The sequence below is a fragment of the Prevotella pectinovora genome, from assembly GCF_000834015.1.
GTDB lineage: Bacteria > Bacteroidota > Bacteroidia > Bacteroidales > Bacteroidaceae > Prevotella > Prevotella pectinovora.
On record NZ_JXQI01000060.1, the window covers coordinates 169,244 to 182,728 of the forward strand.

Consider the following 13,485-nt stretch of genomic DNA (forward strand, 5'->3'; position numbering starts at 1 on the left):
GTCACACGCCCGTAACAGCGAGTTACTCTTTTGTTACTTGCATAAAACTCAACTCAAGCGGTGTCTTACGTCCGAAGATCTTAACCATAACCTTCAGCTTGTGCTTCTCAGTATTTACCTCTTCGATAACTCCAGTGAAACCACTGAATGGTCCGTCGGTCACCTTCACGGTGTCGTTGACAATGTATGGGATTGCAACCTCATCCACTATCTCAGACTCCTCGGCGCTTCCGAACATACGGTTGATATCAGACTGCTTTACAGGAGTAGGATGATCCAGACCGCCAAGAAAACCCAAAACGTTTGGCATGAACCTCAATGTGTGAGCAGTATCGCCTTTCAACTCCGCCTCAATAAGAACATATCCCGGAAGAGCGATTTTCTCTTTCACGACACGCTTACCATTACGCAAAGTAGCATGTTTTTCTGTAGGTATGAATACCTGAAAAACATACTTAGAAAGCAATTCGTTGTGTTTTAATTCTGCTTCGATGTATTCTTTCACCTTAGCTTCTTTTCCGCTAACGGCACGAAGAACATACCAGTTTCTCTTAGTTTCAGCCATTTTCTCAAACGATTAGTTAGGATAAACCACACTCATGACAAAGCTGAACACGGAGTCCATTGCGAAGACTACAAGTGCTATGATCAAGGAAGCAGATAATACAACCATAGCATTGTGGGTCAACTCACCCCGCGTCGGCCAAGTAGTTTTATGCGCAAGTTCGTCGTAACAAACCTTGCAATAATTTCCAAACTTTTTGAACATAATTATTGAATTAGCACGGGAAGAGAGGCTCGAACTCCCGACACCTGGTTTTGGAGACCAGTGCTCTACCAACTGAGCTATTCCCGTAAAAAAGAGTTCCGCTTTATTCCAAACGGAACTCTTGTATTTATCTGAAGACTATTGATTAGTCATCGATGATCTCTGTGATCTGACCAGCACCTACTGTACGACCACCCTCACGGATAGCGAAACGGAGACCAACGTTCAGAGCAACAGCGTAAATCAAGTCTACAGTGATTGTTACGTTGTCACCAGGCATTACCATCTCAACTCCCTCTGGAAGAGAGATCTCACCTGTACAGTCCATCGTACGGAGGTAGAACTGAGGACGATACTTGTTTCCGAATGGAGTGTGGCGTCCACCTTCCTCTTTCTTCAGAACGTAGATCTGAGCCTGGAACTTCTTGTAAGGCTTGATCTGTCCTGGGTGGCAGAGAACCATACCACGCTTGATCTCGTTCTTGTCGATACCACGGAGCAGCAGACCAACGTTGTCACCAGCCTCACCCTCTTCGAGGAGCTTGCGGAACATCTCAACGCCAGTTACAACTGACTTCTTGTCCTCACCGAGACCGAGCAGCTCAACCTCGTCGCCAACCTTAACGCGACCAGTCTCGATACGACCAGTAGCAACAGTACCACGACCAGTGATTGAGAATACGTCCTCAACAGGCATCAAGAATGGCTTATCCAAGTCACGTGGAGGCAGTGGAATCCATGTGTCAACAGCGTCCATAAGCTCCATAACCTTATCTACCCACTTTTCAACACCGTTCAGTGCACCGAGAGCAGAACCACGGACGATAGGAGTATTGTCGCCATCGTACTCGTACTGATCAAGAAGCTCACGCATCTCCATCTCAACGAGCTCGAGCATTTCCTCGTCCTCAACCATATCACACTTGTTCAGGAAAACAACCAGACGTGGAACGTTTACCTGGCGAGCGAGAAGCACGTGCTCACGTGTCTGAGGCATAGGACCATCGGTAGCAGCAACCACGATGATAGCACCATCCATCTGAGCGGCACCAGTAACCATGTTCTTCACATAGTCGGCGTGTCCCGGACAGTCAACGTGTGCATAGTGACGGTTAGCTGTCTCATACTCGATGTGAGCAGTATTGATGGTAATACCACGCTCTTTTTCCTCAGGAGCGTTGTCAATCTGATCGAAAGACTTAATCTCTTCTGAACCGAAACCCTTCTCGCTGAGAACCTTTGAGATGGCAGCTGTCAGAGTAGTCTTACCGTGGTCTACGTGACCAATAGTACCAATGTTTACGTGCGGTTTGGTACGTACGAATGTCTCTTTAGCCATAGCTTTTCTTTAGTTTATTATTTATAATGAATTATCGTGTTAATCGTGCTTCCTATTAAAAAAAATAAAAAAGCCGTAGAGCTGTAACCGAGACTTGAACTCGGGACCTCTTCCTTACCAAGGAAGTGCTCTACCACTGAGCTATTACAGCAGCGAGAGCGGAAAACGGGGCTCAAACCCGCGACCCCCAGCTTGGAAGGCTAGTGCTCTATCAACTGAGCTATTTCCGCAAAAATCTCTACTGAAGTGGGTGGTGATGGATTCGAACCACCGAAGTCGAAAGACAGCAGATTTACAGTCTGCCCCATTTGGCCACTCTGGTAACCACCCTTGTCATGTTTCAGACACCTTGCGTTTGAGCCTCTTGTCGGATTCGAACCAACGACCCCGAGATTACAAATCACGTGCTCTGGCCAACTGAGCTAAAGAGGCAAAACCTTGCAGCCGTATTGGCTTGTCGCAAGCGATGTGTCTTGAACACGGCTGCAAAGGTACGCATTATTTTTAAACCACCAAAACTTTTGGGCTTTTTTTTTAATTTTCCCTTGATTTTTCTTTAAATTTGGTCAGTTGAACCTTCATAGAGTCCACACACTGGTCGATTGCCTCCTCAAAAGTGTCGCATGTCTTCTCTACGAAAAGTTTGCTTCCAGGCACCGTAACACTAAGGCTTGCCTCCTTGTTCATGGCCGTTGCAGGCTTCACGACTTTCAGCTGTACTTCTGTGTTCTGGATATCCTCATAAGTCTTTGACAACTTCTCTACCTTCTTCTCGATGAATGCCTTCAACTGGTCTGTTGCGTCGAAGTGAATTGATTTAATCTTAATTTCCATAGTTCTTTCTCCTATATTAAAAAGGTTATCGCCGCGGATGAGCGGCTTTGTACTCTTGTTTAAGTTTCTCGAATGTGGTGTGTGTATAGATCTCCGTGGTGACCAGACTCTCATGTCCGAGCAGCTTCTGCACGCTTTCCAGTCCGGCGCCATGGTTGAGCATCGTGGTGGCGAAGGTGTGTCGGAGCACGTGGGGAGAGCGTTTCTTTGCCGTGCAGACCCGCGAGATGTTTTTCTTCACCCGGTATCTTACGGCTGCGTCATCCATCCGTATGCCTTTTTTCGTCACGAACAGGGCTTCGGTATGGCGCGTTACATTCTCGTCTCTAACCTTTATATAATAGAGAATCTCCTTTTTAAGTTCCTCGCCGAATGGGATTATGCGCTGCTTGCTGCGTTTTCCGGTCACCTTTACCTGAAGGTTTACGAAATCAACGGCATCGTCGTCGAGCGACGTCAGTTCCGAGAGGCGCATCCCCGTTTCATAGAACACCATGATTATCGTTCTGGCGCATACGTCTATGAATTTCGTCATGTCCCACATCGTTTCATCGAGCAGTTCCTGCATCTCTGAATCTTTAACGAATACCGGAAGGCGCTTGTTTTTCTTCACTCCTTCGATTATCCGTGAGGGATCTTTGTCCACGAGTCCGTGGGAGAGGGCGAACTTGAAGAACGACCTCACGGCGCTGAGTCTTCTGTTGACCGACGCCGCCACGTTGCCTTTGTCTATCATTGTCTCCATCCATCCGCGAATGACGTCTGAGTCGATGGTGTTCCACGACAGTCCGGCGTCGACATTCCTGAAATACTCTTCGAGTTCGGTCAGGTCTTTACCGTATGCGAGCATCGTTTCCTCAGAGAAATTGCGCTCGTAACGCAGATAGTCTAAAAAACGCCTTATCATCATCAATTCGTCACTTGTGGATTGTTTTCCGCTACGAAAATACTCACTTTTCTTCAATTGACAAAATTTTCCGCTTCTTTTTTAGTACGAAACTGCCTCCAGGACATTTATGCGACCCGTTGGCGGAATCAATTTAACCCAAATCAACTGTTAGGGCTTGCTTGGATTTTGTTTTTAGAAGGATGGATTTTGTTTGGCTTTTAACCCAAATCGGTCATTAGGGCTTGCATGGATTTTGTTTTTTAGAAGAGTGGATTTTGTTTGGCTTTTAATGAGTAATAGCGGGCTATTGCGAATTAAAAACGAGCAAAAGACGCCTTATAAAAAGCAAAAGACTGCAAGCAGTTATTAAAATTATACATTAAACGGCCTAATGACCGATTTGGGTTTAATGAGTAATAGCGGGTGTCGATATGAATAAAAGCAGCCCATATAGCCGATTCTTAGTAAAAAACAAGAATTTCCAAAAAACTGTCAGACCATCTGGTTTTTCGCCGTAACACTCTGACAAGCAGACAGTTGACTGTCATCCGATTGTCAGGCAATTGTCTGGATGGTTGGCTGACGAAAGGAATTGTCAGGTGTAAGGAATTCTGACGAAAGGAATTGCCAGCGTTGGCAGAATCACGAAAACAGGAATATGGGTATTAAAACTTTAACTTATTGGACAGACGTCTGACTGCAATTCTGCCCAACAGGGGCAAGCAGCGTGCCCATGATGGGTAAGCAGCGTTCTCCGGTTGGGCAAGCAGCGTGCCCATTTGAAGCCCCAGCCGGTCATTATGTATAAAAAACAAAAGATGATACATCTGCACTTGAATCAATGTGCGGATGTATCATCTTTGCAAGGGCTACGACTTACAGTAAAGTCCCGGCACCTTAAATATTCTTTTGATTATCTACCTAAGTACACCTCCTGTTACAAAAGAATTGTTCAAAAAACTTTGTTAAAACGTCTCTCTTGAAGGAGATTATTCCTCAGCGTCTCTCAGCTGCTGAACATAGATAGCGCGCTCCATCTTGAGTCTCTTGAGTACAGATGGCTTGTCAAACTGCTGACGGGCACGGAGCTCCTTAACAACACCTGTCTTCTCAAATTTTCTCTTGAACTTCTTCAAGGCTCTCTCGATGTTCTCGCCTTCCTTAACTGGTACAATAATCATTTTTTCTTTTTTGTTTTATTTGGTTATACTTAATTAATTATATATCAGATGCTTTGATAAGCGGCTGCAAAATTACTTCTATTTTTCAAATCTTGCAAGTTTTTACGTCAAAATATAAGAAAGTTGCATACTTTCTCATGTAAAGTTGCCAAGTTTCCCATTAAAAACCAGCAAGTTTCCCATAGAAAGCAGCCTATTTCCCGAATTCTTTCAGTTTGTCGCCGTCTATAAATACAAAGCCGCTCTTTCTTGCCACGAGCGTCTTTGCCGTAGCTCAATTGTCTGACGGCAGACTTTTGTCGCCAGGCTTTTCGTTCTCTTCAAAGCGGCTTGCCGCCGACTGTCAACAAGTTACAATCATCATCAAGGCGACAAGCACGCTGTATTTCCGGATATTCATCATATCCTTGCGGTGTTAGTCTTCAACCATTCCTTTTCTTCGTCGTTGAGCAATGGCGAGAGCTTCTCGAATACCATCTTGTGATAGTCGTTGAGCCACTGTTTCTCTTCTGCCGTGAGCATGCCGAGATCGGCACAGTCAAGGTCGATAGGACAGAGGGTGAGCGACTCGAACTGCAGGAATTTGCCGAATTCCGTCTCAATGAAGTCTTTGACTATCAGCGTGTTCTCAATTCTCACTCCGAACTTGCCGGCGAGGTACAGTCCCGGCTCGTCGGTCACAGTCATGCCTGCCTGGAGCGGTGCCGGTTTCCATTCCATCCTTATCTGATGAGGGCCTTCGTGTACATTGAGGTAGCTGCCCACGCCGTGGCCCGTGCCGTGCATATAGTTGAGTCCTTCTTTCCACATCGCCTGTCTTGCCAGGATATCAAGCTGGGTGCCGCTGGCATGGTTGGGGAACTTACACAATTCCAGTTGTATATGACCTTTTAGCACAAGGGTGTACACTTTCTTCTGCTCCTCGGTCACAGGACCGAGAGGTATGGTGCGGGTGATGTCTGTCGTGCCGTCGAGATATTGCGCTCCGCTGTCGAGCAGGAGGAAACCGCGCGGTTTCAGTTCCACATCCGTTTCAGGTGTAGCCTCGTAGTGAACGATGGCTCCATGTTCCTGATATGCGGCGATGGTGTCGAACGAGACTCCCTTGAAGAGCGGCTGCTCAGCCCTGAGCGACGTGAGTTTCTTCTCCACTGTCAGCTCCGTCTGTCCGCCAGCCTCAACGGCGGGTTTCAGCCAGTGGAGGAACTTCACCATTGCCACGCCGTCGCGGAGCATGGCACTATGGAATCCTCGTATTTCAGCCTCGTTCTTCACACACTTCAGATAAGGCACCGGCGATGCCGCCTCCACCACTTTCTTTGCGCTGACGGCAGAGAAGAGGGCATAGTTCACCTGATTGGGGTCGAGCAGGATATTGTAGCCATCGAAATGACGAAGTCCCTCGACTACATTTCCATAATCCTCCACCACCACTCCGGCTGCCTTGAGAGCGTCGGCTGCAGATGGCGCAAGTTTCACCTTATTTATATATAATATAGTCTTCTCCACATCGATGAGGAGATAAGCCACAGCCACAGGATTGCAATGCACGTCGGAGCCGCGCAGGTTCAGTGTCCATGCGATGTCGTCGAGGGCGGTCACGAGCAACGCCTCTGCCCCACTCCGCTTCACTGCGGTCCGGATTCTCTGAAGTTTGCTTTCAGCAGTCTCTCCGGCATATTCCAACGGATGCTGAACCACTGTATTCAGGGGGATTTCCGGACGGTCTTTCCAGATGATGTCCAGAGGGTCGAAATTGGTGCGGATGGTGATTCCTCCCTGCTGGCGCAGTTCTTCGGCAAGTCCTCTCACCTCGTTGGCGGCATTCACATATCCGTCGAGCCCCACTACAGCACCGTTGATATGGGCAAGCGACATTCCGAGCCATTGCGATATGGTGGGAGTTCCTTCAACGCGCTCTTTCATCAGTTTGAACTCCGTGCCTTGCAGCTGTTCCTCAGCCGCTATGAAATATCTGGAGTCGGTCCATAGCGCAGCCTTGTCCATTGTCACCACTGCCGTTCCGGCGCTGCCGTCAAAACCGCTTATCCATTTCCTGCCTTCCCAATGGGCCGGCACGTACTCTCCGTTGTGGGGATCGGTGCTTGGAAAGATAAAGGCGTCGATGCTCTCTCTACGCATCACTTCACGCAGAGCTGCGAGCCTATCTTGAATCATTTGTGTCATAATCATAGTGCTTAATCTAACATTTGTAAAATCTGCTTTACAAAGGTATATCTTTTCATAATTAATAACAAATTATAAGACGATTATGTTGCAATTTATCGAGTTTTTTTTCCTAACTTTGCGGTGCGAATGACAAGACAACGAATATACATAAAAATAAATTTACAACTATGGAATTTTTAACTAACGAAAAACTTGTTATCGTCGGTGCAGGCGGTATGATCGGTTCTAACATGGTACAGAGCGCTTTGATGCTCGGCCTCACTCCTAACATTTGTCTTTATGATATCTATGAGCCAGGTGTTCACGGCGTATTCGACGAAATCCAGCAGTGTGCATTCCCTGGCGCTAACGTAACATATACTGTTGACCCGGCAGAGGCTTTCACTGGTGCTAAATCTATCATTTCTTCAGGTGGCGCTCCTCGCAAGGACGGCATGACACGTGAGGATTTGCTGAAGGGCAACTGCAAGATCGCCGCTGAGTTCGGTGACAACATCAAGAAATATTGTCCTGATGTTAAGCACGTGGTTGTTATCTTCAACCCTGCTGACGTAACAGCCCTGACAGCACTCATCCACTCTGGTCTGAAGCCAAACCAGCTGACTTCTCTCGCTGCCCTCGACTCTACTCGTCTGCAGCAGGCTCTCGCACTGGAGTTCGGCGTTCAGCAGGACAAGGTGACCGGTGCTCACACATACGGTGGCCACGGCGAGCAGATGGCCGTATTCGCTTCTCAGGTTAAGGTTGACGGCAAGCCTCTCTCTGAGATGGGTCTCTCTGCAGAGCGTTGGGAGGAAATCAAGCACCACACCGTACAGGGTGGTTCTAACATCATCAAGCTCCGCGGCCGCAGCTCTTTCCAGAGCCCTGCTTACAATGCCGTGAAGATGATCGAGGCTGCCATGGGCGGCAAGGAGTTCACACTGCCTGCAGGATGCTACGTAAACTGCGACAAGTGCGGATTCAAGAACGTGATGATGGCTATGCCTACAACTATCGACAAGACTGGCGTTCACTTCGTTGAGCCTAAGGGAACAGAAGAGGAGATGGCTTCTCTTGCCAAGTCTTATGAGCACCTCTGCAAGATGCGCGACGAGATTGTTGAACTCGGCATCGTTCCTCCTGTGGCAGAGTGGACAAAGATGAACCCGAACCTCTAATTCATCTGCCGACAATAACGGCACAAAAGATATGCGGGCGACAAGGAAGACAATTCCATGTCGCCCGTTTTCTTGATGAATAATATTTGATTAATATTTTCCCCCACGGCGTGGGGAATGAAACCCCACATTAGGGGGTTCTGTTCCCCACGACGTGGGGGATTTTTGGCATATATTTTTGTCTTCGTATTTTGGGGCAATTCATTTAACCCAAATCGCAAACAAGTATCTCTGCCGAAGGTTATATCGTTTATCGCCTCAATGACCATAGCTTTGCTCTTGACAAAGAATAATTATCCTGCAACTGCTGAATGACAAAAAAAAGAAGTACATTTGCAGAAGATTAATAATATACATAACAAGAAAAATCAATGGCACTTATAAAATCAATAAAGGGTCTCACTCCCAAATGGGGCAAGGACTGCTATTTCAGTGAGAACGCCGCAATTGTCGGCGAAGTGACGATGGGCGACGAATGCTCAATATGGTTCAATGCCGTGGTGCGCGGCGATGTGGCCCCCATTACAATCGGCAACAGAGTGAACGTGCAGGACGGAGCCTGCGTACATGTGACCAACCAGACAGGACCTACGATAATCGAGGACGATGTGTCAATAGGCCACAATGCCACAGTACATGCATGCACAGTGCGCCGAGGTGCCCTGATAGGCATGGGCGCGACGGTGCTCGACAACGCTGAAGTGGGCGAAGGAGCAGTAGTTGCCGCCGGAGCACTCGTTCTGGGAGGCACTAAAATCGGCGAACATGAAATCTGGGGAGGTGTACCGGCAAAATTCATCAAGAAGACGAGACCGAACCAGGCGGAGAGCTTCGCACAACACTACGTGGAATATTCAAAGTGGTATCTTGAGGAACAAGACTGAAAACGACGTTTCCACAATCCAAGAGCATCACAACCACATATCATCCTATGACAGAAAGACCGACGACATACGTTGACATCATATTGCCGCTGCCCCTCAACAGTCTCTTCACCTACTCCATTCCGGAGCCGTTGACAGAGGCGGTGAAGAGCGGCGTAAGGGTTATCGTGCCGTTCGGCAAGCAGAAGATGATGGTGGGACTGGCGGTGCGCATCCACGACAAGGAGCCGGAATTCAAGGTAAAGGACATCACGAGGGTGCTCGACACGACGCCTATCGTGACCGAAGACCAGCTGCGGATGTGGAACTGGATTGCAGATTATTACATGTCTCCCATCGGCGAGGTCTTCAACGCCGCATTGCCTGCCGGACTGAAGGCTGAGGACGGGTTCAGGCCGAAGACGGAGACCTACGTCACACTGCCTGAGAACCTGCGCCACGAACAGGCGCTGCACATCGCTTTCGGCATGCTGAAGAGAGCACTGGCACAACTCAAGACATTCAACACATATCTGACACTCTCCCACTGGGACACCATTGTTGGCGACTGCACCGACGAACCGGTGGTGGAGGTGACGAAAGATGAACTGATAAACGAATCGCATGCCACAGCCGGAGTCATGAAGCAACTGCTGGACAAGAAGATGCTCGTGACCTACGAGAAGGAGGTGGGACGTCTGAACTGTGGCGGAGTGCCTCAGCTCGACAACGTGAAGCGACTGTCGGCAGCACAGCAGGAGGCATACAACAACATACTGTTCCAGTTTCTGAAAAAGAATGTGGTGCTGCTGCGCGGCGTGACGTCGAGCGGCAAGACGGAGATATACATCCATCTCATCAAGCAGGCACTGGAGCGCCACGAGCAGGTGCTCTATCTCCTGCCGGAAATCGCCCTGACGGTACAGATAAGACAAAGGCTTCAGAAGGTGTTTGGCGACAGACTCGGTATCTACCATTCCAAATACAGTGATGCCGAGAGGGTGGAGATATGGAAGAAGCAACTCTCCGACTCACCTTACGATGTGATACTGGGAGCACGCTCCGCCGTATTGCTGCCGTTCTCCAAACTCGGTCTCGTGATAATCGACGAGGAACATGAAACGTCTTTCAAACAGCAGGACCCTGCACCGCGCTACCATGCCCGCAGCGTGGCGATAATGCTCGCCCACCAGCATGGAGCGAAAACGCTGTTGGGCTCCGCCACACCGTCGGCAGAGAGCTGGCATAACGCCGAGACAGGCAAATACGGTCTTGTGGAACTCGACGAGAGATACAAGGGCATCGAGATGCCGGAGATAAAGGTAGTGGACGTGAAGGACATGCAACGCCGCAAGATGATGTACGGTCCGATATCACCGCTGCTGCTCCAGACGATGAAAAAGGCATTGGATAACGGGGAGCAGGTGATACTGTTCCAGAACAGGCGCGGTTTTGCACCGATGGTGGAATGCCGCACCTGCGGATGGGTGCCGAAATGCGAAAACTGCGATGTCTCCCTCACCTTCCACAAGAACATGAACATGCTGACATGTCACTACTGCGGTTTCACCTACAGCGTGCCAAAGAAATGTCCGAACTGCGAGGGGGAGGACCTGAGGCCCTATGGGTATGGAACGGAGAAGATTGAGGAGAAGATAATGGAACTGTTCCCCAACGTGCCCGTTGCCAGGATGGACCTCGACACTACCCGTTCCCGCAACGCATACGAGAGAATAATAAATGACTTCTCTGCCGGGCGTACGAAGATTCTCATCGGAACGCAGATGGTGAGCAAGGGACTCGATTTCGACCACGTACGTGTGGTGGGAATACTGAATGCCGACTCCATGCTCAACGTGCCCGACTTCAGGGCATACGAACACGCCTTCACCATGATGTCGCAGGTGGCGGGAAGAGCAGGAAGGAAAGGCGACCGCGGACTGGTGATACTGCAGACGAAAGACGTGGAGCAGCCCATCATAGAACAAGTGGTGACAAACAACTGGCGGGCATTCTATTCACAGCTGATGGCAGAGAGACGACTGTTCCACTACCCTCCCTTCTATAGGCTCATATATGTCTACCTGAAGCACAAAGACGATGACCGCGTGAACACGGCAGCGATAGAGATGGGCGGCAGACTGAGACAATGGCTTGGAGCAAGGGTGCTCGGTCCTGACAAGCCTGCGGTATCGAAGGTGCGCACATTCTTCATCCGCAAGATAATGCTGAAGCTCGAACCGGGTATCGACATGAAGAGGGTGCGCCAGTGTCTGTTGCTCGCCGAGCGCCAGATGGAACAGGACAAGCGATACTCCTCCCTGCAGATTTACTACGACGTGGACCCGAGCTGACAGTCATCCGACTTCCGACAAACAATACAGAATAACAAATCAAGAAAAATAAATTGCCTTTATTACTATTACAAACACACCTAAAGGCAAGCGTACTACGAATAATCCCCAGTTCTCTCACACCGAGACAACTGGGGATTCATCATTTATGTGTGTTATTTCAAAGAGTAGTTTCTTATCAGAAATCGATGTCAAGACCAACACCAAGCACATCATTGTTACGAGTGTAGTCTGCTGTATAAGTCAGCTTTTCTGACACCTGCTCCGAAGTCTTCTTGTGCTTGTAGAAGGTATGGAAATAAGCTACGGAGAGTGACATCTTGCTTGTCAGGTTCACTTTCGCACCGAAACCGACAGAGTTTGAACTTACTACAAACGACTTGTCGTCCATTGAGGCATCCGACAGACCATAGTTTGTGCTCTGCCATCCTGCACTCACGGTGAGCATCTTGTTCACGTCATACTCAGCACCGGCATTATACTCCAGTGTACCACGTTTGAGATTCTTGTGACGGTCTACACGCTCCTTCGTTCCGTCGGCCTTGGTCCAATTGTATCCAGAGGTTGCCTCCTTGTCGTCAAACCAGTGGAAGCCCACATTGATGCGGAGAGCATCGATAGGACTATAGCCCACTCCGAGGGTGAGCAATGCAGGAATGTCACCGGCATCCTTGTGGTTCTGCTCTGGGTCATACTCAGCAATAAGCTCGTTGATGTTCTCCTTTGCCTGCTGGATTGCCGGACTGATGCCCTGGAGCACCTGTACCGGAACACCGGCGGCAGCAAGGTTCTCACCGATAGCGTTCAGCTTCTTCACAGGAGTGATGACGGTACCCTGGTTTACAAGACACAGATGGGTCTTGAACTCATACTTTGCAGAGAAGTTCCAACGGCCGGTCTTGTAGTCGATACCGATGATTGGAGTGAAGCCATAACCAGTCTGGTCGGTGTTCAGCTCAATGTCTGAACTCTCCGGATCGTTTCTGTCCACCATAGTAGAGAGTGGCAGTTTGGCACCGTTGTTACCCACGAAAGCGATGTTCTTCACATATCCGTAGTAGTTACATGTGGCGTAGATTCCTCTCACGCCTCCGAATACAGACAGGTGGTCGTTGATTCTGTAGGCAGCGCCGACAGAAAGTCCATAGTAATACTGACGACCGCGCATGAAGCTGTCGTAGGTATATCCATATCCTCCCATCGTTCCCGTTGCAGGGTTTGCGATATTAGGATTTACCGGCAATATGCCGTTAAGATATGGAGCGAGGGAGTTGCCGAGGAAACCGATGTTTGCCACAACCTTCTCGAAAGAACCGAGTCCGTTGTCGAACTTACATTTTCCACCTCCTCCGGCAAGGTCGAAGTTGGCCTGGAACGACCATCTGTTCTTGTTGTATGCATACTGGAACGAAGGAATTACAGGGGCAAAAGCCTTACCCTCGAATTTCCTTGGCGTAGTAGGATTCTTTACGTTGTAGTTGAAGAGAGCGTAGTCGTTCTCGATAGTACGTGTCTGCCATGCAGTCTGCAGATTGATGCTGAGGTGATGGCCGTCTTTCATAAATGCCACACCGGCAGGGTTGTAATACACTCCGTCAATGCCGATAGATGCCTCACGGCTCATCATACGGTTGAAAGCAATGTTCTGGTTGGTGTTAGTGAGCAGACCGCCAGCAGTGGCGGTTACTGCGGATGCCGACAACAGGGCTGCCAAGCAAACATTTTTTAAATTAATCATCTTTACCTAAAATACTTTTTAAAACAAATTGGTTGCAAAGGTATCTTATTTGTCCTTTATTTCCGTATAAAGAGTTGTTTGTTTAACATTGCTTAACCACAAAACGCCTATGTTTTGCGCAAAACAAAAGGTTTGTGCAAGAATTATAGCACAAACCTTCCATATTTA

The 13,485-nt window shown here is 48.7% G+C and carries 11 protein-coding genes and 5 tRNA genes; 3 read left to right on the top strand and 13 right to left on the bottom strand.

Annotation, left to right across the window (positions count from 1 at the left end; translation table 11 throughout):
- Positions 1-22 precede the first annotated feature (22 nt).
- The 12 genes from nusG to ST42_RS07895 form a co-directional block, all read right to left on the bottom strand.
- On the bottom strand, positions 23-565 hold the full coding sequence (gene nusG, locus ST42_RS07845) for a transcription termination/antitermination protein NusG (RefSeq protein ID WP_022316016.1): 543 nt from the start codon (positions 563-565) through the stop codon (positions 23-25).
- Positions 566-577: 12 nt separating this feature from the next.
- Entirely contained in the window at positions 578-769 is a 192-nt protein-coding gene (gene secE, locus ST42_RS14585; RefSeq protein ID WP_082026244.1) for a preprotein translocase subunit SecE, read from the bottom strand.
- Positions 770-783: 14 nt separating this feature from the next.
- Positions 784-856, bottom strand: a tRNA-Trp gene (locus ST42_RS07850).
- Positions 857-914: 58 nt separating this feature from the next.
- Entirely contained in the window at positions 915-2,108 is a 1,194-nt protein-coding gene (gene tuf / locus ST42_RS07855; RefSeq protein ID WP_042520216.1) for an elongation factor Tu, read from the bottom strand.
- Between the two features lie 79 nt (positions 2,109-2,187).
- Positions 2,188-2,259: transfer RNA gene (locus ST42_RS07860), tRNA-Thr, on the bottom strand.
- Positions 2,260-2,265: 6 nt separating this feature from the next.
- Positions 2,266-2,338 (bottom strand) — tRNA-Gly (locus ST42_RS07865).
- A gap of 17 nt (positions 2,339-2,355) precedes the next feature.
- A tRNA-Tyr gene (locus ST42_RS07870) sits at positions 2,356-2,438 on the bottom strand.
- A 28-nt stretch (positions 2,439-2,466) separates the two neighbouring features.
- Positions 2,467-2,540 (bottom strand) — tRNA-Thr (locus ST42_RS07875).
- A gap of 102 nt (positions 2,541-2,642) precedes the next feature.
- A complete protein-coding gene (hpf, locus tag ST42_RS07880; protein WP_022316019.1) occupies positions 2,643-2,942 on the bottom strand; it encodes a ribosome hibernation-promoting factor, HPF/YfiA family in 300 nt (99 codons plus the stop codon).
- A 25-nt stretch (positions 2,943-2,967) separates the two neighbouring features.
- Positions 2,968-3,852: a tyrosine-type recombinase/integrase gene (locus ST42_RS07885; protein ID WP_044073085.1), complete on the bottom strand. Its 885-nt coding sequence runs from the start codon at positions 3,850-3,852 to the stop codon at positions 2,968-2,970.
- A gap of 968 nt (positions 3,853-4,820) precedes the next feature.
- Positions 4,821-5,012 (bottom strand): 30S ribosomal protein S21, encoded by a 192-nt coding sequence (rpsU, locus tag ST42_RS07890; protein WP_022316160.1) that lies wholly within the window; start codon positions 5,010-5,012, stop codon positions 4,821-4,823.
- A gap of 399 nt (positions 5,013-5,411) precedes the next feature.
- Complete coding sequence (locus ST42_RS07895; RefSeq protein WP_044073086.1) at positions 5,412-7,199, bottom strand: aminopeptidase P family protein; 1,788 nt, start codon at positions 7,197-7,199, stop codon at positions 5,412-5,414.
- A gap of 170 nt (positions 7,200-7,369) precedes the next feature.
- On the opposite strand from ST42_RS07895, the gene ST42_RS07900 reads away from it, so the two are divergent.
- The 3 genes from ST42_RS07900 to priA all read left to right on the top strand — a co-directional run bounded on the left by ST42_RS07900 (position 7,370) and on the right by priA (position 11,579).
- Entirely contained in the window at positions 7,370-8,362 is a 993-nt protein-coding gene (locus ST42_RS07900) for a malate dehydrogenase (protein WP_044073087.1), read from the top strand.
- 371 nt (positions 8,363-8,733) lie between these two features.
- Positions 8,734-9,246 (top strand): gamma carbonic anhydrase family protein, encoded by a 513-nt coding sequence (locus tag ST42_RS07910; protein ID WP_022316804.1) that lies wholly within the window; start codon positions 8,734-8,736, stop codon positions 9,244-9,246.
- A 47-nt stretch (positions 9,247-9,293) separates the two neighbouring features.
- On the top strand, positions 9,294-11,579 hold the full coding sequence (gene priA / locus ST42_RS07915) for a replication restart helicase PriA (RefSeq protein WP_044073091.1): 2,286 nt from the start codon (positions 9,294-9,296) through the stop codon (positions 11,577-11,579).
- Positions 11,580-11,757: 178 nt separating this feature from the next.
- Here the strand turns inward: priA and ST42_RS07920 are convergent, their stop codons facing one another.
- On the bottom strand, positions 11,758-13,317 hold the full coding sequence (locus ST42_RS07920) for an OmpP1/FadL family transporter (RefSeq protein ID WP_044073092.1): 1,560 nt from the start codon (positions 13,315-13,317) through the stop codon (positions 11,758-11,760).
- Positions 13,318-13,485 lie beyond the last annotated feature (168 nt).